Origin of the sequence: Burkholderia sp. BCC0506, from assembly GCF_902833145.1 — a bacterium.
Taxonomy (GTDB): domain Bacteria; phylum Pseudomonadota; class Gammaproteobacteria; order Burkholderiales; family Burkholderiaceae; genus Burkholderia.
The window spans coordinates 134,512-160,415 of the sequence record NZ_CADFEN010000011.1 but is presented as its reverse complement, the minus strand read 5'-3'; the positions used below and the strand labels follow the sequence as shown (position 1 = coordinate 160,415).

Genomic DNA, 25,904 nt, shown 5'->3' with positions numbered 1-25,904 from the left:
TTCCGAGAGTAAGGCTGGGTCAGCGATCGGCCGCGGCCGCTGAACTGGATCGCGCATTCTGAAGATCGAGCGCGACGTCGACGATCATGTCTTCCTGGCCGCCGACCATCTTACGGCGCCCGAGCTCGACGAGAATGTCCACCGTCTTCAGATCGTATCGGGCTGCGGCAGCTTCCGCGTGGCGCAGAAAGCTCGAGTACACGCCGGCATAGCCCAACGCGAGCGTTTCGCGATCGACGCGCACCGGCCGGTCTTGCAACGGACGGACGATGTCGTCCGCGGCGTCCATGAGCTTGTACAGATCGCAACCGTGGTTCCAGCCCATCCGTTCTGCCGCGGCGATGAAGACCTCCAGTGGTGCATTCCCTGCACCGGCGCCCATTCCCGCCAGGCTGGCATCGATACGGTCGCACCCCTCCTCCACGGCAACGATGGAGTTTGCTACACCCAGACTGAGATTGTGGTGGGCATGTATGCCGGTTTGCGTTTCCGGCTTCAGCACATCCTTGAACGCGCGGAAGCGATCGCGTACGTCGTTCATGCTCAATGCGCCGCCCGAATCGACCACATACACGCACGACGCGCCATAGCTCTCCATGAGCTTCGCCTGCTCCGCGAGCTTTTGCGGTGTGTTCATGTGGCTCATCATCAGGAACCCGACAGCGTCCATCCCCAGATTGCGGGCAAATTCGATGTGCTGCTTCGAGACGTCGGCTTCGGTGCAGTGCGTGGCGACGCGTACCACGCGAGCGCCGGCGTCATAGGCATTGCGCAAGTCGTGCACAGTGCCGACACCGGGAATCAGCAACGTCGCGACCTTCGCGTGCTGGACCGTATCGGCCACGGCTTCGATCCACTCGACGTCGGTATGTGCGCCAAAGCCGTAGTTGAAACTGGAACCGGACAAGCCGTCGCCGTGGGCGACTTCCAGACTGTCCACCCGCGCATCATCCAGCGCCTGCGCGATCTCGCGAACGCTCTTGATGCTGTACTGATGACGCACGGCATGGCTGCCGTCACGCAGCGTGACGTCGGAAATGTAAAGCTTCTTGCTCATGATGCGGTCCTCAGGTGGCTTCTACCAGGCGCGTCTGCGCGAAACGCTCGGCACACGCAAGCGCGGCGGAGGTCATGATGTCGAGATTGCCCGCATAAGCAGGAAGGTAGTGCGCAGCGCCTTCGACTTCCAGAAAGACCGTGGTCTTCAAGCCCGACAGCTTTCCGAGGCCCGGCACGTTCAACGGGTTCGCCGCGGAGATTTCCTCGAACTGGACACGCTGCTTCAGCCGGTATCCGGGCACATAGCCCTGCACGGATTCCACCATCTCGGCGATGCTTTTCTCGATAGCCTTCGTATCCGCCATTTCCGATAGCGTGAACACGGTGTCGCGCATGATGAGCGGCGGCTCGGCCGGGTTGAGGATGATGATGGCCTTGCCGCGCGCGGCGCCCCCGATCACCTCGATCGCCTTCGACGTGGTCTCGGTGAACTCGTCGATGTTAGCCCGCGTGCCGGGGCCGGCCGACTTGCTCGAGATCGATGCAATGATTTCGCCGTAATGCACCTTCGCCACGCGCGAAACGGCCTTCACCATCGGAATGGTGGCCTGCCCGCCGCACGTCACCATGTTGATGTTCGGCGAATCGAGATGCTCGTCGATATTGATCGCCGGAATCACGTACGGGCCGATCGCAGCCGGCGTGAGGTCGATCACCTGGACGCCCTTTGCTTGCAGCAGTTCGTTGTGACGCTTGTGCGCACCTGCCGACGTCGCGTCGAACACGATGCGGATGTCGCTGAAATTTGGCATCGCGAGGAGGCCGTCGATGCCGCCGGCCGTCACCGGTACATCGAGACGCGCAGCGCGCGCCAGGCCGTCCGATTGTGGATCGATGCCGACCATGGCGCCCATTTTCAGGGACTTGCCATGACGCAGGATCTTGATCATCAAGTCGGTGCCGATGTTGCCCGACCCGATGATCGCCGCTAGTACGCGATTCGCTGACACGATATTCTTCCTTTCGCTTGTGGGAAGTACCACGGGCGCGGCGCCATGCCGGCCGCCGCGAACGTCGTGGAGTCCCCCCTTCACTTCAACTGATTGGCTTGTATGCCACGACCTTCATTTCGATGACGAGATGAGGATGCGGCAGCTGATGCACGGCCACGGTCGTGCGCGTCGGCCCGTCCACATCGAAGAATTCCGAGTAGACCTGGTTGTACAGGGGGAAGTCGTTCATGTTGACCAGATAGCTGCACGCTTCGACCACATCCTTCAGGTCGGCGCCGGCGCTGCGGAGGATGTCGCGAATGTTCTGGATGACCTCTCGCGTCTGTACCTCGATATCCGGTCGTGCCCTGCCCGACGCATCGAGTTCCGCGCCGGCAATGGTGTTGTCGGCGCGCCGGGAGCTCGTGCCCGATACGAACAGGAAATCCCCTGCACGCTTGATGTGCGGGTACGCCCCGAGGGGCCGGGCTTTGCCCTCCACGACCGCCGCGTGCTTTTGGACTGTCTCTGTCATACGATTCACTCCTCGCGCCGGACGTTGAACACCACCTTGCCCAGGTTCTGAAACTCGCAGCTCACCGCCACGCCTGGGCGCAACGCGACAGCTGCAGTTGCCGCCCCTGCCAGAACGAGACTTCCTGCTTCGAGCGCCTCGCCTTGCTGCGCCGCCAGACGCGCGGCAGCGACCAATCCACGAATCGGCGCGCCGAGGATGGCAGCAGTAGTCCCCATTTCCACGGGGCGACCATCGAAGGACATCACCAGCCCCAGATTGCCCACATCGGTGTCCCGTGCGTGCCACTGACCCACCACGAAGCCGGACGACGAAGCGTTGTCGGCCACGACATCGGGCAGTGAGAACTTGAAGTCGCGGTAGCGCGAATCGATCACTTCGAGCGCGGGCGCCACCGCCTCTACTGCAGCGAGAGCCTGCAGCGGCGTAACCTTGCCTTCGAGCCGCTTGCCCAGCAGAAAGCACACTTCCGGCTCGACTCGCGGATGAACGTAGTCCGACAGTGCGATGCTGCCGCCTTCCTCGACCCACATGTCGGATGTGAGCCGGCCCCAAATCAGATCGGAGACGCCCATCTGCGCCATCTTGGCCCGGCTCGTGAAACCCATCTTCATGCCGATCTGGTGCGCCCCACGCGCCAGACGATGGCCTACCAGCGCCCGCTGCACGGCATAGGCTTCTTCAAGCGTCACGGCATCGTCACCGGTCAATTGCGGCGTGGCCTGCCCGCTCACTGCAGCATCGTCGAGACGCTTGGCAATACGTTGAATTTTCATGAAATCTCCTCAACCGGCCTCGGCAAAGCGCGCACGTACGCTACCGAGACCCTGGATGCGCGCCTCGATGACGTCGCCGGGGGAAACCGTGACAAGCGGCCCGAGGGCGCCGGTCAGCACCACGTCGCCGGCGCGTAGCGGCGTCCCCATGTCGACGAGGGTCCGCGCAAGCCAGAGCGCTGCGTTCAGCGGATGACCGAGACACGCGGCACCCACGCCGAGCGACACGGCGTCCCCCTTGCGCTCCATGATCATGCCGGCCAGCCGCAGGTCCAGATCGGCAAGCTTGACCGGACGCTGCCCCAGCACGTAGAGGCCCGCGGATGCATTGTCCGCAATGGTGTCGAGAATATTGATGTCCCAGTTCGCGATGCGGCTTCCGACCACTTCGATGGCGGGCAGCACGTAAGCGGTCGCCGCCAGGAGATCGGTCATGACGATGTGTTGGCCGTCGAGGTCGCGCTCGAGCACCAGCGCCACCTCGGCCTCGCACTTCGGCTGCATCAGCCGAGACCAGGCCATCTCCTCGTTGTCGTTGACCGCCATCGAGTCGAACAGCGTTCCGAAGTCGGGCTGATCGACGCCCAGTTGCTTCTGCACGGCGAGCGAAGTCAGTCCGATCTTGCGGCCGGTCACACGGCGCCCTTCGCGTACCTGACGCTGCGTATTCAGGTCTTGTGCCGCGTACGCCTCGGCGACGCCACCGGTGAAGTGCTCACGCACCGGCGCAATCGGCTGCCCCGTTCTGGCCGCCCGGTCGAGCAGGTCGGCCACGTGTTGGACTCGTTCAGACATGCTCGATCTCCTCGTCAACGCGCACGCAAACGTTGGTCAGCTCCGAATAGAAATTGAGCGAATGCATCCCGCCCTCGCGTCCGATACCGGACAGGCCCGCCCCGCCAAACGGCGTGCGCAGGTCGCGCAGGAACCAGGTATTGACCCAGCTGATACCCACACGCATCGACTCGCTCACGCGATGCGCACGGCTCAGGTTCGACGTCCAGATCGTCGCGGCCAGGCCGTACCGCGTATCGTTGGCGCGGGCGATCACTTCGCGCTCGCTGTCGAACGGTGCAACATGGCAGATCGGCCCGAAGATTTCCTCGCGCACCGATCGCGCATCGTCCGGCAGGCCGGTGATCACCGTCGGCTCCACCCACGCGCCGTCGTCACGCTCATCGCCGAAACGCAGCGCTTTGCCGCCGGTCAGGAAGGTCGCCCCTTCGTCGCGCGCCAGGCCGAAGTAGCTCATCACCTTGTCGCGATGCTTGGCCGAAATGAGCGGCCCCATGTGCGTATTCGGGTCGTTGGGCCAGTCGATCTTCATCGCTTTGATCCGCTCGACCAACGCCGCGCAGAATCGATCGAAGAGCGGCCGCTCGACATACACGCGTTCCGAACACAGGCACACCTGGCCGCTATTGAGGAATAGCGCACGCATCATGCCGTCGAGCATCTTGTCGAAATCGCAGTCGGCGAAAATGATCGCCGCATTCTTGCCGCCAAGCTCGAATGAGACCGGCTTCACCCCCTCTGCCGCTGCACGCATGATCGTCGTACCCGTGCGCGACTCCCCGGTAAACGTGATGGCGCTGATGTCCTCATGACGCGAGATGAATTCGCCGGCGGAGTCCGGCCCGAAACCGTGGACCAGGTTGAACACGCCGGGCGGTACGCCGGCGGCTTCCATGACCTCGGCGAGCAACGTCGCGCTACCCGGCGTTTCCTCGGAAGGCTTCACCACGACCGCGTTACCGCATGCCAGCGCCGGCGCGACCTTCCAGGTCAGCAACAGCAGCGGCAGGTTCCATGGGGAAATCACGCCCACGACGCCCAGTGGCTTGCGGGCAGCGTAGTTGAGCGCGTAGCCGCCGTCGGCGAGATCCAGCCGATGGCTGTCGAGCGGCGCGGTGGCGAGCATATCGGCGAACGCGCGAAAGTTTGCGATGCCCCGCGGGATATCGATGCTCGACGCCATCGCAAGGGGCTTGCCGGTATCCGCCATCTCGGCGGCAAGGAAATCGTCCTGGCGGCGTTCCATCTCGTCGGCGATACGGCGCAGCATGGCGACCCGCTCCGCCGTTCCGGTGCGCCCCCACTCGCCCGCGACTGCCCGGTGCCCGGCCTTGACCGCCTGATCCACCAGATCCCGGCTTGCCTCATGGACTATCGCAACCAGAGAACCGTCGACAGGGCTGATATCTTCGAACGTACGCGTGCTTTCGACCCATCGGCCATCTACAAAATTTCGATAGTGCTTCATCCGTTTTACCTTGATTACGCCGACTCGCGACTTTCGCCGCGCATGTCGAACTGTTTAGCTTCGGGTTCGGACGGGGCCGAACGGGCAGCCCCGTTCGGCCCCGGCATTAGATCCGGAATTCAATGACCGCAGCACCGCTCCCATACAGCGGGCCGTAGTGGTGAACCTTGGCGCCCGCGAAAGTGCCGCCGAGCGCACCGAGCACCCAGCTGAAGTGCTTGCCGCCCATGTCGACACGCGCGCCTTTGGCGTAGGCGGGGAACAGTTCGCGAATCGAGTCGGCATCGCCTGCTTCAAACAGCGCCAGCATCCGCCGGTTCCACTCGTCTTCCTCCGGCTTGACGATGTGATCGGTACTGGGATCAATGTCCTTCGTGAAAACGCTTCCGGACAGTCCTCCCACACCCACGACGGCGACCTTCTTCCCCTGCTGCTGCGCGCTGGAGACCGCGATAGACGCCAGCTTTGCCGTCGCCTCGCCGTTGTCGTAGAGATTGTTGGACGCCACCACCAGCGGCAGATCCTCCCCTCCGATCCCCAGGCCGCTGCTGGCGACGATCGTGCCCGTGTCGATCGGGAAGTTCTGGTAATCCGCGCCGCGTGCGTTGATACCCTGGCTCTGGCAAGACTGAATGCACAGCGTCGCGAGGTCCACGTCGCTATAGAGGTCGTACTGCAGCTCGCCGAACTCGTGCCAGTTCTCGTCGACGTGTACGTCCTGGCTGCGCCTTCGGGTCAGCCAGATCTCGTCGAGCACGGCAAACCATTGCGTCGAGTACACCAGCACGACATCGGGTTTGGACGCTTTCAATGCAGTGCCGGCCTGTTGCATGGCCAGCTTGAATTGGTGCCATCCCGGCACGTCGGAACGAAGCTCGGGCAGCGGACTACCGGGAACAATGAACGCGGAAACAATAGACATGATGTTCACACTCTAGAAAGGGACCAGGGAAGCTCGTTTGCGCGCCTGCCATCAGGACAACGTAGCTTCGTGCGCAAGACCGGCTTTGACGAGGTTCCACTCCATCACGGCATTGCCCGTGCCGATGACGGTGCCGTAACCATGCAACTCCGCAGCCAGTTCCGGATATTGCATCGCCGCATGCATCCAGGTGAACGCCCCGGACTTGACTTCAGCGAACGCCTCGTCGATGAATTGCGGCAGCAGGCGGAACACCTCCTTCATTTCCCCGCGACGCATCAGGTCGATCATCCGCATGTCCCATTGATAGCCGGCGTGGCTGAACGGGTGCTCCTGGCTCATGTCTTCCGGCGGAACCGGCTCTTGGTGAAAGTGCCAGTGCGACAGCGTATTGGACGCCAGCAGGACCGCGCGCTTGCCCGACTTGATGATCGCTTCACGCGTCGCCTGCCCCAGCAAATCCATCTCGGCCAAGCCTTCCTTCATGCTCAGGTAGTAAGGCGTGTTGTTTGCCGAGATACCGACCACCGGAATGTCCCATTGGGGGCGGATCATGTGGAGCGTCGTGATGGTTCCATAGTCCACACGGAAGCGCGGATTGCGCATCATCTTCGTTTCGAGGCCCAGCTTTCGGCCCTCTTCGCAACACGCCTCTGCCAGCTCGACGTCGACGTTCAGCGAATATTCGAAGCGGAACAGGTTCGGAAAAATCGGATCGACCGATCGTCCCGACAGATGCTCGACGCCGAGAAAATGGTGCCCCACCGATGTGATCCAGTGCGGCGAGTGAACCAGCAATACGTCCGGCTTCAGCTCGTCCAGACTCTTGCGCGCCCGCTCGTATGCCCAGCGCAGCTGCTCCCAGCCGCCTGACGATTTGGGTTCGTTCTGAGGAGGGTTCTCCGCATAGAGCATGTGCGGAGGATGGGGGGCCAGCAAACCGCTGACAATTTCTCCGGTGGCCATACTTTCTCTCCTACCTTTCTGGAAGTGGAACGTTCATGTTGATCACGGCCGCCGCCCTTTGGCTTCTTCCGTTGACGTCACCCTTCAAATCGGACGCTCGTCCATGACCGGTTTATGGTTTGAAAACCGCTTACCCGTCTTGCACCTTCTCCGCTACCTGCGCCTTTCTCTCGAATCACAAATGTACGTATACGTACTTTGTTGATTCGATAATAGGAGCCGTGTCGCCATGGTGTCAAGGGTTCAAATTTGCATACGGTGTAGGTACAAACCCTGCCGACGGCCCATCAATCCAGTCGGTTCGAGAACCGTGGCGCCTGCTCATGAGAACACGGGGATTCCTGCACTTTTAAAAGGCATTTCGCGCACCGTGCGAGCCCGCCAGGGGTCCCACGATGAAGCAACGGACATGATCGCCGTTTTTGCCGCACCACAATGAACCACCGCAACATGTCATTTATTCAATATAATACGTGTGCGTACGTTATGGGCGTGTTCTCGAGCGGCGGAGAACCGCCGACGTGTCGATGAGCGACACCGCCGCCATCGAACCGCGCGCAGCCGAAATGGCTCCTCCCATGCACGGTGACCAGTCGTGCGCCGGCTCCCGATCGCGGTCCCATGCCAGTTGAACCGCGCAGCCGAACCATCGATAATGGCAACTGTTTCCTTTCACCGTATTCGTGTTCCTTTCACTTCGTCTCACGTCTGGAGCCCGATTACCCGAACGACCTCTTTCTCATTTGACTGTCTTCTTTCCTATGCCTTCACCCAAGAAGAACGACAAACCCGCAAAGAACAAGTCGGCGGGTTCCAGCTCGATCGGCCTGTCAAAGGAAGCGCAACATGCTCTGGATCACTTCCGCCTGGAAGAGGTGGCCTCTCACCTGCTGAGGCGAGCACACTTCATTGCAGAAGACATATTCAGCCGGGAGTTCGCATCCGAATCGTTGACGCCGAGGCAAAAGGCCGCCCTCGTGGTGGTTGCTCAACACCCCGGTCTGAAGCAAAGCGAGTTGGCCGATCAGTTGCACATGGACCGAAACACGATCGCGGAGATGGTGAAAAGGCTCTGCGCGAACGAGATGCTCGTACGGAGTCCTTCGGAAGACGACCAGCGAGCTTATCGCCTGCACATCGCCAAGAACGGCATCGAGACGCTGAACCGTGTGCTGCCGCGAGACGCCGGAGTCGAGAAAAAGCTGCTTGATAAACTACCGGAAGAATACCGGCCGCTTTTTGTGAAGTGCCTGAAACTGATCGTCGAATCGGAGCCCGAAGCGGGTTTGTGACCGCAGTCCTTGCACGCATCGGAAATCGGGGCACGCTGGACGTGCTCCCGATGCATCTCTCACGACGACGGCGCTCAACTCCGCCGCTCCCCTGGCAAGAGCTGAAATTCGATCTCCACGGCAGCCCCAAGCGGCAATCTGCTGACAGTCACAAATGTTCTGGCGGGCGGCTCGACATGTTCGAACGCTTCCTCCCACGCTTCATTCACCGCTGCGGCGTCTGCCGTGTTCGCACAGAACACCCGCGCCACGACCAGGTCAGAAAGCGTCCAGCTCTGTTCATCGCATAGCCGCTTCAGGTTTCCGAGAATTTGCGCCGTCTGCCCATATGCCCCGCCATCAGCGAGACTGCCGGTCGACGGGTCCAGCCCAACGAGGCCAGAGACAAAAACAAAAGGGCCGACCCGCACGACGGGGCTATAACGAAAACGTGGCGTTGGCAGAACGTTCGACGAAACAATTTCGCGATGCATGGTTACCCTGAAAGTTTGCAGGTTTTGGATTCGATCATCTGCCGCGGCCGCGATGTCAGCACCGGCAGGCGGACGGGTTCCGAGTGCCGCGCTCCCGCCCGCGAAACGCACCGGGTTCAGATACTGATGATCTTCGACGCGGTTACGTCGGGGCGCCGTGACGTATCCCCTTCTTTCAGATTGACCTCGGCAATCTGATTCCCGTTCGGAGGTGCTTCCCAAGAAGAGTGGCGGTTCCAGACCTCCGGATCGTGACCGGGGATGACTCGCTCCGTCTTCTGCTTGAGTAGTTCGCGCATCTGGCGGTACACGTGAATCTGATTGAACGCGTTACCCTGGTGATAGCCGGGCGGCCACATGCGGTCGATATTCGAGTACCAGTAGACAATGTCGCCGGCGGCAACAAATGGACCGTTACGTGTATTCACCTCGAACCACTGCGAGCCGAACGTATGACTGTCCTTGGCGAGGCGGGCCGTGATGCCCGGCAAGACCTCTTCGTCGCCGCGGATGAACTTGATCCGACCTTCCGAAACGCCCTGCGCCGCACGGATCAGATCCATCGGATCGAACGAGGAGAACACCCACGCCTTCTCTTCCTCGGTTTCGTGCTGATGGACCGCACAGACCGCCTGTGACCAGCCCAGATACTCGTCGAGCTGCACATACAGCTTGGCGTTCGGGAAGGCTTCGAAATTTCCCATATGGTCGAAGTGCATGTGCGTCACCAGGATCGTATCGACGTCCTCCGGCGCAAAACCGATGCGTCCCAATACGTCTCGCGGCTCTTCCCAGCTGGAGAACGGGTAGCGCGTCAGCCAATGGTCATTGCGAAATCCGCAGTCGACGAGCGCAACATGCTGCTTGCCACCGACTTCGCCCCCGACCAGCAATGTGTAGATCATGGGAATCCGGATGGTGCCGGCGTTGCTGTAGATGCCGGCGCCGCCGAAAAAGTCCTGCGGCATATCTGCCTGGCAATATGCGAGCGCCCAGATCGAGTAATCCGTGTCTCGCATAGGTTGGGAGCCGATGATAGATGGGGCGCTCACGTGAGTCTCCTGATATGAATGATGTATGTGAAATTTCGTATACCGAATTAATATGTCTATTGGACGACTCTCGCACGGAACCCAATCGCCCGACAAGACCCGCTTGCCGAGCAGGCGTAGCGCTCCAGGACCTTACGAATTCGTATGGGGTTGCGGGAACGTCAAGGCACTCGGTTCCGTCCATCAGCGGCCGGCAGTTGCGTCGGCATAAAATACGTACACGTACTTTATGTGAACCAATCTTAGGTGCGCCGCAGAACCGCTGTCAAGGAATACAAAAATACCCACCTGTAGGTGAAAACCCGCTCATTCGCTGGATGCAGAGCGGGGATGCCTATGGGGCTTCAGGGTCGCGGTTGCGCAGACTGGCGAAATACTGGGTTGGCGACTTGCCCAGCGCCTTTTTGAACATGGTGATGAACGCCGTCACCGAGTCGTAGCCCAGAAGTCCGGCCACCTGCTGCACCGACGTCCCGTCGGCCAGTTGCCGAAGGGCGACGATGAGATGCAGTTGCTGACGCCACCGTCCGAACGTCAAGCCCGTCTCGCGAACTACGAGCCGGGCCAGGGTTCTGTCGCTCATCGCAAGTCGGGCACCCCACTGGGAAAGCGTTGTGCGGTCAGACGGGTCCACAGAGAAGGTCTCCAGCATGCGTCTGATGGCCGGCGCCTGCGAAATAGGCAGATGCAATTGCTGGACAGGTGCCTCTGCCAGTTGGTCCAGCAACACGGCCACCACTTTTTCAGTTTTGCTTCCACGCTGGTAAGCCGGTTCTCCGCGAGCCAGGTGGCGAATCAGTTCACGCAACAGCGGTGTGATGGCCAGCGTGCAGCAGTAATCCGGCATCCGGACAGCGCCTGGCTCGATGAAGAGGAAGTAAAGCTGAGCATCGGGAGATGCGCGACTGCTATGGGGTGTTCCCCCAGGGATCCAGACAGCATGCTGAGGCGGCACGAACCACAAAGCCTGCGGGACTTCGCAGGTCGCCCAGCCCTGGATCATCAGGATCAGTTGTCCCTTGCGATGGCTGTGTTGAGGATGCTCGGATTGTTCCCCTTCCAAGTGCACCCGTATCGCGACTGCGGGCTGCTTGAAATCGTCTGAGTTGAACTGCTCGGGAGAGGTGACCCGCATCCTGGATGGCATTGTCATATTTTAGAGATCATTGGTCACGTCTTCTATATTAGTTCGTTCGAAGAATCCGTAAAGTCGGAGGCTCCCCCATCAAAGAATCGCTTTCTTCGTGACCTTTTCAACCATCCGCCGGGCGCCTTCGGACCTCGCCCTGATTGCCGGCATCCTGCTTCTCGCGGTGAATCTCCGGGCTCCATTTACCGGGCTGGCTCCCGTACTTGCCCTTATTCAGAGAGACTTCAGCCTGAGCACAGTGGCAGTCGGTGCACTCTCGTCACTGCCATTGCTCGCGTTCGCTGCCTTTTCGCCGATCAGTTCGGCGATAGCCCGTAAGGTGGGACTCGAGCGGACCATCGTCGGAGCATTGGCGCTCGTTGCGCTGGGTATTGCGCTGCGCTCCTCCGGCACGGCGTGGCTGCTGTATTTCGGCACAGCGGTGATCGGTGTCGGCATTGCTTTCGGTAACGTGCTGCTGCCCAGCCTGATCAAGCGCGACTTCGCGGGCAGCGTTGCCTCACTCACAGGCGCTTACGCGTTGACGATGGGCGCCAGCGGCGCACTCGGATCAACATTGGTCACCCCTCTGGCACAGGCCTATGGATGGCAAACCGCTCTTGCCACATTCATTCTGCTGCCCGGCATCGCGTTGGCCGTGTGGGCGCCTCGACGTCATGCGCATCGGAACGAGGCCGTGGCCCGAAGCGCTCGGCCAGCACAACCAACGAACGTCTGGCGGTCCTCCCTGGCGTGGCAGGTGACCCTGTTCATGGGCTTCAACGCCATGATTTTCTACATCGCCGTCAGCTGGCTTCCCACCATCCTGATCGACCAGGGCTTGCCGCCTGCCGAGGCCGGCTCCATGCACGGCGTGCTGCAACTCGCGACAGCCATCCCTGGACTGATTCTCGCGCCCGTCATTCGACGCATGCCGGATCAGCGACCGGCGGCTGTGTCGGTCAGCTTGATATCCGCCGCGTCGCTGCTCGGGCTGATCTACCTGCCGGGCCTAGCCGTGGTTTGGGCTGCGCTGCTGGGCTTCGGAAGTGGGGCAAGCATGATTCTCGGCCTGACCTTCGTCGGCCTGCGCACCCGCTCCGCGGAGGGGGCGGGGGCGCTTTCCGGCATGGCGCAATGCATCGGATATCTGATGGCGGCGGCTGGCCCGATGGTCGTCGGTGCAATCCACGACTGGCAACGAAGCTGGTCGGTTGCGCTACTCATGGCAGCAGGTGTCGCGCTCCTCGGGGCATGGGCCGGGTTGCTCGCGGGCAGGAAAGTCCACGTCGAGGCCTGACTTCCAGCAAGCAAGCCGATAACGACGAGCGACACATCACACAAATCTTAAGAGACGGTTTCATAAAAGCTGCTCGGCGCGCCGGAGCGTATTCCAGCAGATCAGGCAGCAACCGAGTTTGAGGAACGCGCCGTGAATGTCGGCACGGCGTTCAAAACGAATACGGAAGCGACGGAAGTAATGCAGCCAAGCATGCGTGCGTTCAACGACCCAGCGATATTTTCCAAGGCCGCTGCCGTGTTCGGTACGACGCTCGGCAATCACCGGTTCGATACCACGATTGCGCAACGCTTTTCGATGTCGCTCGGAGTCGTATCCGCGGACGGCGTAGACCACACGCGGTCTCTGCAGTGGGTGGCCGCGCAATCCGCGAATCTGTGGAATCACGTCGATCAGCGACAGCAATTGCGTGACGTCGTTGACGTTCGCGCCGGTCAGGATCGCGGCAAGCGGCGTGCCGTTGGCATCGGTGACGATGTGGTGCTTCGAACCGGGTCGAGCGCGATCGGTAGAGTTTGGCCCAGTTTTTGGCCCGCCCCAACGGCGCGAATCGATGATGAATCGACAGCGGCTCGCGGGAGGTCGATCTGCTCTGCTGCTCGAAGCTTCGCGAGCAGCAGCTCGTGCAAGCGGTCCCACACGCCGGCCGCCTGCCAGTCGCGCAGCCGCCGCCAACATGTCACGCCCGAGCCGCAACCCATCTCGACAGGCAGGTCGCGCCAGCGTAGTCCGGTCTTGAGAACGAACAAGATGCCGGTCAGCGCGGCGCGATTCGAAACAGGCAGACGGCCCGAGTTCTTCTTGCGCCGCGGCTTGGATGGCGGCAGTAACGGCTCGATCAGTGTCCACAATTCGTCGTCGATGGTCGGCTTGCCCATCTCCTCGGCCTCGGTTGCTCCGATGCCCGAGGTTGATCTATGGTCACCCCCGTTTTTGCAACACTGATGTTGATATGTGATGGCTTTGCACAAATCTATCCGGCGTCGTTGTGAGGAACGCTCCTCGCGCCACGATGAGAATCGCGCCCGGCGATCCTGATAACAACTGCAGCTTCAGGAAGCTCGTTAACCTTTCAGGGTGTCCGCCAGGCCGGTTTGCCGTTCACGTCATCAATAATCAGCAGTCGCAAAACCAGATGAGTTGACTTCGGTAAAAGAATGATGACACCTCGTCATGCAGCCGTGACGGCCGCTCGTTGCTCGAATACAGTGTTGTGGCTCACGATCGCCCATGCGATTCGGGCAAGCTTGCTCGCTAAGGCACAAGCAACCACGCTGGAATGTCGTCGCGCCAGCAGCGAGCGGCCCCAGTCGGCCATCCGGCCCGACTGCTTGTCCAGTCGGAGCATAAATGCTCGAGCACACTGGACCAGCAAGTGGCGGATATTCTTGTCACCTCTCTTGGAGATTCCGAGCAGATTTGACTTCCCACCAGTACTGTATTGCCTCGGCACCAGCCCGACGGCAGCGGCGAGATCACGGCTGCATCGGTATTGCTTGCCATCGCCGAGTTCCGAGGCAAGAAGACTGGCAGTGATCGTTCCAACGCCGGGAATCGTCATCAGATGCTGGCCAAGGGAGTCATCGGCGAGTGGCCGCTCGAGTTCTTTCTCGATATCGCGAATCTGCTCAGTAAGATATTTGAAGTGCTCATGCAACCGATCGAGGATCGCGACGAGACGCGGCGGCAGTCGATACTCGGCCAGTACCGCGGGCAGGCGCCTTACAACGGCGTGGCCGACAGGAAGGCTGATTCCGAACTCAAGCAGGAATCCATGCATCTGGTCGGTCGTGCATACTCGATCGCGAACTAGAGCTTGGCGAACTCGATGGAGCGCGGAAAGTGTCTGTTGCGATTCCGTCTTTGGCGTTACAAATCGCATCGATGGGCGAGACGCGGCTTCGCATATTGCCTCGGCATCAACGAAGTCGTTCTTGTTACTCTTGACGAACGGGCGCACGAATTGTGGAGAGATCAGCTTGACGGCGTGTCCGAACTCGCTGGGGCCTGTCAGGAATTTTGTGTTTAAGGCATAACATGCTCCCAAGGAGAATTTATGCCTCGCAAACCGAAAGCCCAGCCGGCGGCTCTGCCGACGATTCCGGCCGAGCTGCTTGAGCAGTTCGGCAACGGTCCGATGACGGCTGAAGCCATCAATCGCGACGCTGGCGCTCAAGAAGGCGCTGATCGAACGGGCACTGGGCGGCGAGATGAACCATCATCTCGGCTACCCTCCCGGTGCTGCCAAGCCGGCCAACGCCACGAATCAGCGCAACGGCAAAGGGACCAAGACGGTTCTGACCGAAGACGGTCCGATCCGTATCGAGGTGCCGCGTGACCGCGACGGCAGCTTCGAACCCATCCTGATTCCCAAGCACGAACGGCGCTTCACGGGCTTCGACGACAAGATCGTCGCCATGTATGCCCGAGGCATGACCGTACGCGAGATCCAAGGCTTCCTGCTGGAACAGTACCCATACTTTGTGCGGAAATTGCGCGGGACGCGAGCGGAAGCGGCAAGCACGCCGTTACCCACAAATCGCTTTGAAATCAGCGACCTACGGTGCGTTGACGGAAGTCGCCAGAGCGCGCGGGAAGCCATGACTGGCGGAAGGCAGCAGGAGTCGAACCTACCCGGGAGTGTCTGACACCCCCAACCGGGTTTGAAGCCCGGCCGTACCACCGGATACGAATGCCTTCCGTGGGGAAAAGAATCACGAGAACAACGAGCGCCTACGCCTGAATACCCACCCAACCGCTGTCAGGCCGCAGGTAGTGAAGATCGCGGTGGAAGCGAGTATACCCAACCCGATCGAAGAACTCGAGAATCTGGATCGCGCGCTTGCGACCGAGCCCCGTCGCGTCGCGAAACGTCGCGGCATCGAGGCCGCCGCCGCGCGACGGCGCGAGATGCGCGACCAGTTCCGCCAGCTCGCGTGCGATGTCCGCGTGATAGAACAGGTCGCGCACGATCTGGTGCACGTCGCCGCGCCGCGCGAGCTTGCGCAGCAGCGTGCGCACCGCGTCCTCGGCCACACCCGTGTCGCGGGCCAGGTCGCGCACCCACGGCGGATCGAAGCGCCCTGCGTGGATCAGCGGCAGCAGTTGCTGCGCCAGCGCTTCCTCGCGCGGGTCGAGGCTCACCGAATGCGACGGCAGATGCAGCCACGGCCCGCTGCGCGCGACGTCGCCGCCTGCCACCAGCGCATCGACGAGTGCACGCCACAGCGCATCGCCGACGAGCGGCGCAGCCATGCGCCGCAGGCGTGCGGCGTCGAGCCCCTGCTCGTCGGGCATACGCTCATGGTAAGCACGCAGCGTATCGACCGCCCGCGTCTGCAATGCACGCCAGTGCGCACGCGCAATCACCGCGCCTTCGTTCGCCGCGGCATCGCGCTGCCCGATCGACAGCGCATCGTCCGGCAATGCCAGTGCGTTGGGCGCGAACCCCGTCAGATGCGTGAGCGTCGCGCGCGCAATGCCGAGCGGCGCCTGCGCGAGCAACGCATCGAGGCGCCCCTCGTCGAGCCATGCCGCGAGCGCATCGAGCCACGCGCGGCGCGCGGGCGTGCGGCGCTTGCGTGCCGGCCCGAACGGATCGAGCACCCGGCCGCCGCCAATGGTGCGCGTCGCCTGCGGATTGCGGACGATGAAGCGGTCGCCCGGCAGCGCGAACACCGGCTCGTCGAATACCAGTTGCACGCGCATCCGCTGGCCGCCCGCAAGCGTGTCGCCGTCGAGCAGCGCGACATGAGCCACGCGATGCAGCGTGCCGAGATGCACGTGCAGCGGCGCCCAGTGCGTGAGCGTGAGCCCGGCGTCCGCGAGCAAGGTCAGCTCGACGTCCAGGCGCGGCGACGTCGCGACGAGCCGCGCATCGGCGACGGTGTCGCCTCGCTCGACGTCGGCCTTGTCGATGCCGGCCAGGTTCAGCGCGCAACGCTCGCCGGCGCGGCCGGCATCGACTGGCCGGTTCTGCGCATGGATGCTGCGCACGCGGGCCGCATCGCCGGTGCGCACGATCGCGAGCGTGTCGCCGGTCGCGATGCGGCCCGCGAACGCGGTCCCCGTCACGACGGTGCCCTGCCCGGCAAGCGTAAACACGCGATCGACCGCGAGCCGGAACAGTCCGTCGTCGCGACGCGCACGCCACGCGATCGCGGCTTCCGCGAGGTGCTGCTTCAATGCGGCGACGCCCGGATCGTCGGCCGCCGTCGCACGCGTTTCGAAAAGCGGCGCGCCGGCCAGCGTCGAGTCATGCAGCCACGCGGCGATCTCTTCGCGCACCTCGGCAATGCGCGCGGCATCGACGCGATCGCATTTCGTCAGCGCGACGGCGCCATGCGCGACACCAAGCAGTTGCAGGATCGCGAGATGCTCGCGCGTCTGCGGCATGACACCGTCGTCGGCGGCAATCACGAGCAGCGCGAAGTCGATGCCGCACGCGCCGGCCGCCATCGTATGAATCAGCTTCTCGTGGCCCGGCACGTCGATCAGGCCGAGCACGTCGCCGTTGTCGAGCGGCGTATACGCATAACCGAGTTCGATCGAGATGCCGCGCGCCTTCTCTTCCTTCAGGGATCGGTATCGACGCCCGTCAGCGCGCGCACGAGCGTGGTCTTGCCGTGGTCGATGTGTCCCGCGGTCCCGACGATCATGCGGCAGGCCCCGAGAGCGGCACGCATTGCACGACGAACGCCGCTTCGTCGGCCGCTTCGAGACAGCGCAGGTCGAGCCGCAGCGCGTTGTCGGCGATGCGGCCGATCACCGGGCGCGGCCATGCGCGCAGCCGTTTCTCGAGCTGCGCGAGCGCGCGACCGCTGCGCTTGCCGTCCGCCGAGCGCACGACGAGCCCGGCGCTCGGCAACTGATCGACCGGCAGCGCACCGCTGCCGATCTGGCTGAACATCGGTTCGACACTCACGTCGAAACCGCTGCCGAGCGCGGCCTGCAGCGCCGGCCGCACGCGTTCGGCGGCGTCGGCGATCTCGCGCTGCGAACGCGTCAGCAGGCGCAGCGTCGTGAGCCGGTCGCGCAGGAATTCGGGCGACTGGTACAGGCGCAGCACGGGTTCGAGCGCCGCGAGCGTCAGCTTGCCGACACGCAGCGCGCGCTTGAGCGGATGCTTCTTGATCTTCGCGATGAGTGCGCGGTCGCCGACGATCAGGCCGGCCTGCGGGCCGCCAAGCAGCTTGTCGCCGCTGAACGTGACGACGTTCGCACCGGCCGCGACGGTCTCCTGCACGGTCGTCTCGTGCGGCAAGCCCCATTGCGACAGGTCGGCCAGCGTGCCGCTGCCGAGATCGACGGCAACCGGCACGCCGTGCTCGCGCGCGAGCGGCGCGAGTTCGGCGAGCGTCGTCTCCTTCGTGAAGCCGCTGATCGCATAGTTGCTGCAGTGCACCTTCATCAGCAGCGCCGTGCGCGGGCCGATCGCGTCCGCGTAGTCGTGCAGATGCGTGCGGTTGGTCGTGCCGATCTCGCGCAGCTTCGCGCCGGCGCGGCTCATGATGTCGGGAATGCGGAACGCCCCGCCGATCTCGACCAGCTCGCCGCGCGACACGACCACTTCCCGCTTCGTCGCGAGCGCCGACAGCGTCAGCAGCACGGCCGCCGCATTGTTGTTGACGACGGTTGCGGCCTCCGCGCCCGTCAGTTCGCACAGCAGCGCGTCGATCAGGTCGTCGCGATCGCCGCGGCGGCCGGTCGCGAGATCGAACTCGAGGTTGACGGGGCGCGTGAGCGCGTCGACCACCGCTCGCACCGCGTCGTCGGGCAGCAGCGCGCGCCCGAGGTTCGTGTGCAGCACGGTGCCGGTCAGGTTGAACACGGTGCGCACGGCGCCCGCGCTCTGCGCGGCCAACGCACGCGCGACGGCAGCGGCGATGCGCGGCTCGTCGAGCGGCTCGGCCGCGGCGGGATCGTGCTGGGCGGCGGTACGCCAGCGCTCCAGTTCGGCGCGCACCGCGTTCAGCACGCGCGTGCGGCCATAGTCCGCGATCAGCGCTTGCAATGGCGCCAACGACAACACGCGCTCGACGGACGGCACGCGCGCCAGTACCGCGTTCAATTCATTCACACCGGGTTCGGTCACGTAGTGATGGCTCCAGTCTCATGCTTCTCGGTCGGCCGGGGCCGGCGCTCGCGCGCCGCCCCGGCCCCGTGCCGTCAGTCCGCTTCGCGCGAGACGTCAGGCCACAGCAGCGGGTTCGGCGAACTGCGCTGGTAGCCGGCCTCGTTCATCAGCAGGTCGAGCGTGAGACTCGCGAGATCGTCCGCCAGCGGCTCGAACTCGTAGTCCTTCTCCTGGTAGCCGATCTTGCGGTAGGTCTTGCATTCGTCGCACGATTCGGCCTTGATGGCTTCGCTACCGCCTTCGACCCCGTGATATGCGATGCCCTTCGTCGAATCGCAGTGCGAACACTTGGTGCGCACCATGTGCCACTCGGTCGTGCACAGCCCGCACTGCAGGAAACGGTAGCCCTGATACTGGCCGCCGACCCGCACGACGCTCGCGACCGGATGCGTGCCGCATACCGGGCACAGCCCCGGCTGGTCGAGATACGGGACGTCGGTCGGCGTCACGCGGCTCGCGAGGTCCGTCCATGCGACCTGCAGCGCGGCCGTCAGGAACGGCGCGGTGGCCGGATCGACCTCGGCGAAGCGCAGCGCGAGGATCGCGTCGGCCTGCGCGTCGAGCTCGGCCGGCGCCATCAGGCGCAGCCGGTCGAGCAGCTTCGCGAGCTGCGGATTGACGAGCCCGGCGCCTTCGACGCGGTCGAGGAGTTCATACAGCACGGCGCGCCAGCGCGCATCGCGCTCGCCGTCGAGCGCCGGCACGACCGGCATCGAATGTTCCTGCGCGCGGGCGATCGCTTCCTTCGACGGCAGCGGCAGCTCCAGCGTCTGCAGCGTCGCGTGCTGTGCGTCGGCGACGGTGGCCATCAGCCGCAGGTAGCCGCTGATCGGGTTCAGGTCGGCCAGCTTGCGCAGCCGCGCGGCGCGCGCCGCGAACGCGGTCGCGCGCTCCGGCAGGCGAAAGCGCGGAATGGCCGAATGATCGAGTGCCGAGATCTCGGTCGGCTCCAGAATGCGTTGTGTCACGAAAATATCTTCCAAGGGGGCTGTTTGCGCATGGAACGCGCATGCGTTGCCACGAGACGGGCCGCTCGCGAGGCGCGCGACGCAGCGAATACTGACGTATTCGTAAGGAGCGCAACGTGGCGAGCGGCCCGTCTCGTGGCAACCCGTGTCTAATTATCTATTTTAGGGGAATGCCCGAAATCGCCCACATGGCGGCGTCGCTCGTCACTTGTTTGGCTCGGCCAAACGGCGCTCCTCACTCCTTGCCCTGCGGGCGATTTCGGGCATTCGCATGCGCGTTCCATGCGCAAACAGCCCCCAACGAAGCGCCGACGAATCGGCGCTTCGGGCGATTCCTGCGGTTGGCGGAGCAGCGCGCCGCAATCGGCGTACCGCCCCGCTCCGCTGCGTTACTTCACGCTTTCACGGAACCACTTCGGGTGATGCTTGCGGGCCCAGCCCAGCGTGACGGTGCCGCGCACCATCGCGCCGATCGAGCCCTTCACCCACAACGCCGCGTAAATGTGCACGATGATGCTCGCGATCAGCACGAAGGCCGCCACGGCATGCACGACAGCGGCCGCGCGGATCACCCCGATCGGGAAGTAGAACGAGAAGTAGCGCCGCCAGATCACGATTCCCGACAGCAGGAGCAACAGCAGGCATGCCACCAGCGTGAAGAATAGCAGCTTCTGCCCGGCGTTATAGCGCCCGACCGGCGGCAGCTTGTCTTCCTGGTTGGTCAGCACGTCGCCGATCTGCTTGAGCCATTGGCGATCGTCCGCGTCGAGCGCATTGTGGTGCCAGAAGCGCACCACGAGAATCGCGAACGACACGAACATCACGAGACCGACGAACGGATGCAGGATCCGCGTCCACTGGCCGCCGCCGAACAGCGCGGTGAGCCAGAACATCGACGGATGGAACAGCGCGAGCCCGGACAGCGCGAGCAGCACGAACGTGATCGCGGTAATCCAGTGGTTCGTGCGCTCGTTCGGCGTGTAGCGGACGATCAGGTTGGGGTCGTCGTGGTTCATTTCGCGTCCTCCTTGATGCGTCGCGCCTCGTCGCGAGCGGCGGCTTCCTCGTCGTCCGTGACCTCGTTCGGACCGACCCGCGTGTAGTGGAAGAACCCGGCCAGCGCGGTCAGTGCGAGGCCGGCGACCGCCAGCGGCTTCGCGATGCCCTTCCACAGCTTCACCATCGGGCTGATCGACGGGTTGTCGGGCAGCCCGTGGTACAGCGACGGTTTGTCCGCGTGATGCAGCACGTACATCACGTGCGTGCCGCCGACGCCCTGCGGGTCGTACAGCCCCGCATGCTCGAAGCCGCGCTCCTTCAGGTCCTCGATCCGCTCGGCCGCGTGCTGCTTCATGTCCTCCTTGGTGCCGAACACGATCGCGCCCGTCGGGCAGGTCTTCACGCAGGCCGGTTCCTGGCCGACCGCGACGCGGTCGGAACAGAGCGTGCACTTGTACGCGCGATGATCCTTCTTCGAGATCCGCGGCACGTTGAACGGGCAACCCGTCACGCAGTAGCCGCACCCGATGCAGTTCTCCTCGTGGAAGTCGACGATGCCGTTGTTGTACTGCACGATCGCGCCCGGCGACGGGCACGCCTTCAGGCAGCCCGGATCCTCGCAGTGCATGCAGCCGTCCTTGCGGATCAGCCACTCGAGGTCGCCCGCCGGGTTCTCGTATTCGGAGAACCGCATGACCGTCCACGAATGCTCGCTCAGGTCGGCCGGGTTGTCGTACACGCCGACGTTGGTGCCGACTTCGTCGCGCAGGTCGTTCCACTCCATGCATGCCGTCTGGCACGCCTTGCAGCCGATGCACTTCGATACGTCGATCAGCTTCGCGACGCTCCCGGTCACCGGTTCGCGCACCGTGGGCGGTGGCGTCGTGGTGGCCGAGACGCGCTTGATATCCAGCGATTGCAATGCCATCTCTTCCCCCTTACGCCTTTTCGACCTTCACCAGGAACGACTTGAATTCCGGTGTATAGGAGTTGCCGTCGCCCACGGACGGAGTCAGGGTATTGGCGAGATAGCCGGGCTTCGTCAGACCCTTGAAGCCCCAGTGCAACGGGACGCCGACCGTCTGGACCTTCTTGCCCTCGATCATCAGCGGCTTGATCCGCTTCGTGACGAGCGCGACCGCGACGATGTAGCCGCGCTTGGACGACACCTTCACGCGCTCGCCATGCGCGACGCCGACTTCCTTCGCGAGGTCTTCGCCGATTTCGACGAATTGCTCGGGCTGGATGATCGAGTTCAGCCGCGCATGCTTGGTCCAGTAGTGGAAGTGCTCGGTCAGCCGGTACGTGGTCGCCACGTGCGGGAACTCCGCCGCCTTGCCGAACGACGCACGGTCGTCCGGGAACACGCGGGCAGCCGGGTTGTTCAGCGCCTGCGGGTTGTTCGGGTGCAGCGGGTTCGCGGCGAGCGGCGTCTCGAACGGCTCGTAGTGCTCGGGGAACGGACCTTCGTTCATCCCCGCACGGGCGAAGAAGCGCGCGACACCTTCCGGATTCATGATGAACGGCCCCATCCCGTTTTCGGGCGGTTCGTCCGCCTTGAAGTCCGGCACGTCGGCGCCCTTCCACGCGCTGCCGTTCCAGCCGATCAGCTTGCGGGTCGGGTCGAACGGCTTGCCGCTCGTGTCGCACGATGCGCGGTTGTACAGGATCCGCCGGTTCGCCGGCCACGCCCACGCCCAGTTCAGCGTCTGGCCGATACCGGTCGGGTCGGCGTTGTCGCGCCGCCCCATCTGGTTGCCGGCCTGGGTCCACGCGCCGCAGAAGATCCAGCAGCCGCTCGCGGTCGTGCCGTCGTCCTTCAGTTGCGCGAACGCCGCGAGCTGCTCGCCCTTCTTCACGAGCGTCTTCGCCGGGTCCTTCGGATCGGGCAGATCGGCGAGCGCTTTCCCGTTGAACTCCATCGCCAGCTCTTCGGGCGTCGGGCTTTCCGGGTTCGCGTACGGCCAGGTCAGGTTGACGATCGGGTCCGGGTACTTGCCGCCGTCCGTCTGGTACATCTTGCGCATGCGCAGGAACAGCCCCGACATGATCTCGAGGTCGCTCCTCGCTTCGCCCGGCGGCTCGGCGCCCTTCCAGTGCCACTGCAGCACGCGGCTCGAACTCACGAGCGAGCCGTTTTCCTCCGCGAAGCAGGTGGTCGGCAGGCGGAACACCTCGGTCTGGATCTTCGACGGATCGACGTCGTTGTAGTCGCCGTGAGGCTTCCAGAACTCGGACGTCTCGGTCGCGAGCGGATCCATGATCACGAGCCACTTCAGCTTCGCGAGGCCGGCCGCCGTCTTCACCTTCGACGGCGCGGCCGCGAGCGGGTTGAAGCCCTGACAGATGTAGCCGTTCATCTTGCCGGCATTCATCAGCTCGATCGCCTGCAGCAGGTCGTACTGCTTGTCCAGCTTCGGCAGGTAGTCGTACGCCCAGTTGTTCTCGGCGGTGGCCGCGTCGCCCCACCACGCCTTCATGAAGCTGACGTGGAACGCCTTGTAGTTCTTCCAGTAGCTCAACTGGTTCGGCCGCAGCGGCTGCTGCACGCGCTTCTTGATGTACGCGTCGAAATCCTGCTCGGCCTGCATCGGCAGCGTCATGTAGCCCGGCAGCAGGTTCGACATCAGCCCGAGATCGGTCAGCCCCTGGATGTTCGAGTGGCCGCGCAGCGCGTTCATCCCGCCGCCGGCGATGCCGATGTTGCCGAGCAGCAGCTGCACCATCGCGCCGGTGCGGATGATCTGCGCGCCGATCGAATGGTGGGTCCAGCCGAGCGCGTACAGCACCGTGCCGGCGCGGCCGGGCACGGCCGTGGTCGCGAGCATCTCGCACACCTTCAGGAATTTGTCCTTCGGCGTGCCGCAGACCTGCTGGACCATGTCAGCCGTATAGCGCGCGTAGTGCTGCTTCAGCAGGTTGTAGACACAGCGCGGATGCTGCAGCGTCGGGTCGACCTTCGCGAAGCCGTCGTCGCCGCGCTCGTAGTCCCAGCTCGATTTGTCCGGGTACGCGTGCTTCTCGGCGTCGTAGCCGGAATAGATGCCGTCGTTGAACGCGAAATCCTCGCGCACGATGAACGAGAAGTCCGTGTAGTTCTTCACGTACTCATGCTGGATCTTGTCGTTCGTCAGCAGATAGTTGATGACGCCGCCCAGGAAGACGATGTCGGTGCCGGTGCGGATCGGCGCGTAGTAATCGGCCACCGAGGCCGTACGCGTGAAGCGCGGGTCGACGACGATCAGCCGCGCCTTGCGGTGCGCCTTCGCCTCCGTCACCCACTTGAAACCGCACGGATGGGCCTCGGCTGCATTGCCGCCCATCACGAGAATCACGTCCGCGTTCTTGATGTCGACCCAATGGTTCGTCATCGCTCCACGGCCAAACGTCGGGGCAAGACCTGCCACCGTCGGGCCATGTCAGACACGCGCCTGATTGTCGAATGCGAGCATCCCCAGACTGCGGATGGTCTTGTGCGTCAGGTAGCCGACCTCGTTGCTGCCCGCCGACGCGGCCAGCATGCCGGTCGTGAGCCAGCGGTTGACCTTCGCGCCGTCGTCGGCCGTCTCGACGAAGTTCGCGTCGCGGTCGGCCTTCATCAGCTTCGCGATGCGGTCGAGCGCGTCGTTCCACGAGATGGGTTCCCACTTGTCCGAGCCGGGCGCACGATACTCGGGGTGCGTCAGGCGGTTCGGGCTGTGGATGAAATCGATCAGGCTCGCGCCCTTCGGGCACAGCGTGCCGCGATTGACCGGATGGTCGGGATCGCCCTCGATGTGGATGATGCTCGGCTGCGCGTTCTTCGCGCCGTCTCCGAGGCTGTACATCAGGATGCCGCAACCTACTGAACAGTAAGGACAGGTATTGCGCGTTTCGACGGTGCGCGCCAGTTTGTACTGTCGGACTTCGGCCAGCGCTTCGGACGGAGAAAAGCCCATCAGGGCAAGACTCGATCCGGCAAGCGACGTGGCCGTCACCTTCAGGAACTGGCGCCGGGACATTTGTAGCATGGCGGTCTCGGCGTTATTGTGGGGTGGGGTACGACTGAAAGGAATTATAGACAGTTCAGGCAACTATGATCGAATCCTCGGATCAATACCGATTTGTCCGATGAACCTGCAATGATCCGCGTTCCACGCGCGACCGAACCGTCATGAAACGACCGATCACTTCCGAAGCCACCCGTCTCGCCCAGCAGCAGGCCAACTGGGCCCTCACCGCGTTCAAGCGCTTCTCGTCCGACCGCTGCTCCGCGATGGCCGCGGGCATCGCGTTTTTCTCCGCGTTCTCGCTCGCGCCGACGCTCGTGATGGTGATCGCGGTGGCCGGCTGGTTCTATGGCGACGATGCCGCTCGCGGCCAGGTGTTCGAACAGGCGCACCAGTTGATCGGCGACGACGCGGCGGCCTCCATCCAGACGATCGTCCAGAACGCGCACCGCGCGGGCGAGCGCGGCGGCCTCGCCACGCTGATCTCGTTCGCCGCGCTCGCGATCGGCGCGTCGGCCACGTTCGCATCGCTCAGCGCGGCGCTCAGCGTGATCTGGCCGGCCACCGAAAGCCGCTGGTCGAGCATGCTCGGGCTGGTACGCGTGCGGCTGATCTCGTTCGGGCTCGTGCTGGGCGTCGCGTTCCTGCTGATCGTGTCGCTCGTGCTCGACACCGCGATCACCTTCGTCGGCACCTGGCTGCTGGGCAATTCGCCGTACGTGGTCGTCACGAACCTCATCCAGTTCTTCGTCGGCATCGCGGTGCTCGCGGCCGCGTTCGCGTCGCTGATGAAGTTCCTGCCGGATGCGCGCGTCGCATGGCGCGACGCCGCGACCGGCGGCATCGTGTCCGCGATCCTGTTCTCGGGCGGCAAGAAGCTGTTCGCGCTGTATCTCGCGCATGCGGGCACCGCGAGTGCGTTCGGCGCGGCCGGATCGTTCGCGGTCCTGCTGATGTGGCTGTACTTCTCCGCGATCGTGCTGCTGCTCGGCGCGGAGTTCGCGGCGGCCCGCGGCAACGCGCATCGGCCGGCCGCGGATTCGGCGCCGGCCGCGTCCGCTCGAGCGGCGCGCGCCGACGATCGCCCGCACGACGACTGATTCAGCCACTCTC

General features: G+C 63.5%; 20 protein-coding genes, 1 tRNA gene and 3 pseudogenes. 4 read left to right on the top strand and 20 right to left on the bottom strand.

Annotated elements, in window-relative coordinates:
* Positions 1-19: 19 nt before the first annotated feature.
* The 8 genes from dmpG to cnbCb form a co-directional block, all read right to left on the bottom strand.
* A complete protein-coding gene (dmpG, locus tag HWX62_RS24420; RefSeq protein ID WP_175931690.1) occupies positions 20-1,057 on the bottom strand; it encodes a 4-hydroxy-2-oxovalerate aldolase in 1,038 nt (345 codons plus the stop codon).
* 10 nt (positions 1,058-1,067) lie between these two features.
* The gene (locus HWX62_RS24415) at positions 1,068-2,009 is read right to left on the bottom strand and encodes an acetaldehyde dehydrogenase (acetylating) (RefSeq protein ID WP_175931689.1); all 942 of its coding nucleotides are present in this window, start codon (positions 2,007-2,009) and stop codon (positions 1,068-1,070) included.
* An 85-nt stretch (positions 2,010-2,094) separates the two neighbouring features.
* Entirely contained in the window at positions 2,095-2,526 is a 432-nt protein-coding gene (locus tag HWX62_RS24410; RefSeq protein ID WP_175931688.1) for a RidA family protein, read from the bottom strand.
* A 5-nt stretch (positions 2,527-2,531) separates the two neighbouring features.
* Positions 2,532-3,302: a fumarylacetoacetate hydrolase family protein gene (locus HWX62_RS24405; protein WP_175931687.1), complete on the bottom strand. Its 771-nt coding sequence runs from the start codon at positions 3,300-3,302 to the stop codon at positions 2,532-2,534.
* A 9-nt stretch (positions 3,303-3,311) separates the two neighbouring features.
* A complete protein-coding gene (locus tag HWX62_RS24400) occupies positions 3,312-4,097 on the bottom strand; it encodes a fumarylacetoacetate hydrolase family protein (RefSeq protein ID WP_175931686.1) in 786 nt (261 codons plus the stop codon).
* A complete protein-coding gene (locus HWX62_RS24395) occupies positions 4,090-5,565 on the bottom strand; it encodes a 2-hydroxymuconic semialdehyde dehydrogenase (protein ID WP_175985244.1) in 1,476 nt (491 codons plus the stop codon). Before HWX62_RS24395 ends, HWX62_RS24400 begins: the two co-directional genes overlap by 8 nt.
* 106 nt (positions 5,566-5,671) lie before the next feature.
* Complete coding sequence (locus HWX62_RS24390) at positions 5,672-6,487, bottom strand: tRNA U-34 5-methylaminomethyl-2-thiouridine biosynthesis protein (protein ID WP_175931684.1); 816 nt, start codon at positions 6,485-6,487, stop codon at positions 5,672-5,674.
* Positions 6,488-6,538: 51 nt separating this feature from the next.
* Positions 6,539-7,453: a 2-aminophenol 1,6-dioxygenase subunit beta gene (cnbCb, locus tag HWX62_RS24385; RefSeq protein WP_034184936.1), complete on the bottom strand. Its 915-nt coding sequence runs from the start codon at positions 7,451-7,453 to the stop codon at positions 6,539-6,541.
* Between the two features lie 761 nt (positions 7,454-8,214).
* Here cnbCb and HWX62_RS24380 point away from each other — a divergent pair.
* Positions 8,215-8,745 carry a MarR family transcriptional regulator gene (locus tag HWX62_RS24380; protein ID WP_175931683.1) on the top strand — a complete coding sequence of 177 codons (531 nt, stop codon included), beginning with the start codon at positions 8,215-8,217 and terminating at the stop codon, positions 8,743-8,745.
* A 74-nt stretch (positions 8,746-8,819) separates the two neighbouring features.
* On the opposite strand, the gene HWX62_RS24375 is transcribed toward HWX62_RS24380, so the two are convergent.
* The 3 genes from HWX62_RS24375 to HWX62_RS24365 form a co-directional block, all read right to left on the bottom strand.
* Positions 8,820-9,218 carry a RidA family protein gene (locus HWX62_RS24375; RefSeq protein ID WP_175931682.1) on the bottom strand — a complete coding sequence of 133 codons (399 nt, stop codon included), beginning with the start codon at positions 9,216-9,218 and terminating at the stop codon, positions 8,820-8,822.
* A 116-nt stretch (positions 9,219-9,334) separates the two neighbouring features.
* Complete coding sequence (locus tag HWX62_RS24370; RefSeq protein ID WP_161785081.1) at positions 9,335-10,270, bottom strand: N-acyl homoserine lactonase family protein; 936 nt, start codon at positions 10,268-10,270, stop codon at positions 9,335-9,337.
* Between the two features lie 334 nt (positions 10,271-10,604).
* Positions 10,605-11,423 (bottom strand): helix-turn-helix transcriptional regulator, encoded by an 819-nt coding sequence (locus HWX62_RS24365; protein ID WP_244136087.1) that lies wholly within the window; start codon positions 11,421-11,423, stop codon positions 10,605-10,607.
* A 91-nt stretch (positions 11,424-11,514) separates the two neighbouring features.
* On the opposite strand from HWX62_RS24365, the gene HWX62_RS24360 reads away from it, so the two are divergent.
* Positions 11,515-12,699 carry an MFS transporter gene (locus HWX62_RS24360; RefSeq protein ID WP_175931681.1) on the top strand — a complete coding sequence of 395 codons (1,185 nt, stop codon included), beginning with the start codon at positions 11,515-11,517 and terminating at the stop codon, positions 12,697-12,699.
* 60 nt (positions 12,700-12,759) lie between these two features.
* On the opposite strand, the gene HWX62_RS24355 is transcribed toward HWX62_RS24360, so the two are convergent.
* Both HWX62_RS24355 and HWX62_RS24350 read right to left on the bottom strand, forming a co-directional pair.
* Positions 12,760-13,577 (bottom strand): IS5 family transposase gene (locus HWX62_RS24355; protein WP_175931680.1). Its coding sequence is split into 2 segments (ribosomal slippage): positions 12,760-13,229 and positions 13,229-13,577, totalling 819 coding nucleotides; the frame shifts between segments, so codons are not numbered across the junction.
* A 293-nt stretch (positions 13,578-13,870) separates the two neighbouring features.
* Positions 13,871-14,695 (bottom strand): annotated as a pseudogene (locus tag HWX62_RS24350) (IS110 family transposase); the annotation flags it as partial.
* A gap of 60 nt (positions 14,696-14,755) precedes the next feature.
* On the opposite strand from HWX62_RS24350, the pseudogene HWX62_RS24345 reads away from it, so the two are divergent.
* A pseudogene (locus tag HWX62_RS24345) lies at positions 14,756-15,173 on the top strand (transposase); the annotation flags it as partial.
* A 131-nt stretch (positions 15,174-15,304) separates the two neighbouring features.
* On the opposite strand, the gene HWX62_RS24340 reads toward HWX62_RS24345, so the two are convergent.
* The 7 genes and pseudogenes from HWX62_RS24340 to fdnG form a co-directional block, all read right to left on the bottom strand.
* Positions 15,305-15,400: transfer RNA gene (locus tag HWX62_RS24340), tRNA-Sec, on the bottom strand.
* A gap of 32 nt (positions 15,401-15,432) precedes the next feature.
* A pseudogene (selB, locus tag HWX62_RS24335) lies at positions 15,433-17,357 on the bottom strand (selenocysteine-specific translation elongation factor).
* On the bottom strand, positions 17,354-18,793 hold the full coding sequence (gene selA / locus HWX62_RS24330; RefSeq protein ID WP_175931678.1) for an L-seryl-tRNA(Sec) selenium transferase: 1,440 nt from the start codon (positions 18,791-18,793) through the stop codon (positions 17,354-17,356). The pseudogene selB and the gene selA overlap by 4 nt, the downstream one beginning before the upstream one ends.
* 74 nt (positions 18,794-18,867) lie before the next feature.
* A complete protein-coding gene (gene fdhE / locus HWX62_RS24325; protein WP_175931677.1) occupies positions 18,868-19,803 on the bottom strand; it encodes a formate dehydrogenase accessory protein FdhE in 936 nt (311 codons plus the stop codon).
* A gap of 389 nt (positions 19,804-20,192) precedes the next feature.
* On the bottom strand, positions 20,193-20,819 hold the full coding sequence (locus HWX62_RS24320) for a formate dehydrogenase subunit gamma (protein WP_027805740.1): 627 nt from the start codon (positions 20,817-20,819) through the stop codon (positions 20,193-20,195).
* Positions 20,816-21,730 carry a formate dehydrogenase subunit beta gene (gene fdxH, locus HWX62_RS24315; RefSeq protein WP_059639188.1) on the bottom strand — a complete coding sequence of 305 codons (915 nt, stop codon included), beginning with the start codon at positions 21,728-21,730 and terminating at the stop codon, positions 20,816-20,818. Before fdxH ends, HWX62_RS24320 begins: the two co-directional genes overlap by 4 nt.
* 10 nt (positions 21,731-21,740) lie before the next feature.
* Positions 21,741-24,812 (bottom strand): formate dehydrogenase-N subunit alpha, encoded by a 3,072-nt coding sequence (gene fdnG / locus HWX62_RS24310; protein ID WP_175931676.1) that lies wholly within the window; start codon positions 24,810-24,812, stop codon positions 21,741-21,743.
* Positions 24,813-24,955: 143 nt separating this feature from the next.
* Here fdnG and HWX62_RS24305 point away from each other — a divergent pair, with 143 nt between their 5' ends.
* A complete protein-coding gene (locus HWX62_RS24305) occupies positions 24,956-25,891 on the top strand; it encodes a YihY/virulence factor BrkB family protein (protein ID WP_175931675.1) in 936 nt (311 codons plus the stop codon).
* Positions 25,892-25,904: the final 13 nt, after the last annotated feature.

Coding starts and splice junctions, on each gene's coding strand:
- dmpG (WP_175931690.1), bottom strand. CDS start 1,057: ATGAGCAAGAAGCTTTACATTTCCGACGTCACGCTGCGTGACGGCAGC.
- HWX62_RS24410 (WP_175931688.1), bottom strand. CDS start 2,526: ATGACAGAGACAGTCCAAAAGCACGCGGCGGTCGTGGAGGGCAAAGCC.
- HWX62_RS24405 (WP_175931687.1), bottom strand. CDS start 3,302: ATGAAAATTCAACGTATTGCCAAGCGTCTCGACGATGCTGCAGTGAGC.
- HWX62_RS24400 (WP_175931686.1), bottom strand. CDS start 4,097: ATGTCTGAACGAGTCCAACACGTGGCCGACCTGCTCGACCGGGCGGCC.
- HWX62_RS24395 (WP_175985244.1), bottom strand. CDS start 5,565: ATGAAGCACTATCGAAATTTTGTAGATGGCCGATGGGTCGAAAGCACG.
- HWX62_RS24390 (WP_175931684.1), bottom strand. CDS start 6,487: ATGTCTATTGTTTCCGCGTTCATTGTTCCCGGTAGTCCGCTGCCCGAG.
- cnbCb (WP_034184936.1), bottom strand. CDS start 7,453: ATGGCCACCGGAGAAATTGTCAGCGGTTTGCTGGCCCCCCATCCTCCG.
- HWX62_RS24380 (WP_175931683.1), top strand. CDS start 8,215: ATGCCTTCACCCAAGAAGAACGACAAACCCGCAAAGAACAAGTCGGCG.
- HWX62_RS24375 (WP_175931682.1), bottom strand. CDS start 9,218: ATGCATCGCGAAATTGTTTCGTCGAACGTTCTGCCAACGCCACGTTTT.
- HWX62_RS24365 (WP_244136087.1), bottom strand. CDS start 11,423: ATGACAATGCCATCCAGGATGCGGGTCACCTCTCCCGAGCAGTTCAAC.
- HWX62_RS24320 (WP_027805740.1), bottom strand. CDS start 20,819: ATGAACCACGACGACCCCAACCTGATCGTCCGCTACACGCCGAACGAG.
- fdxH (WP_059639188.1), bottom strand. CDS start 21,730: ATGGCATTGCAATCGCTGGATATCAAGCGCGTCTCGGCCACCACGACG.
- HWX62_RS24305 (WP_175931675.1), top strand. CDS start 24,956: ATGAAACGACCGATCACTTCCGAAGCCACCCGTCTCGCCCAGCAGCAG.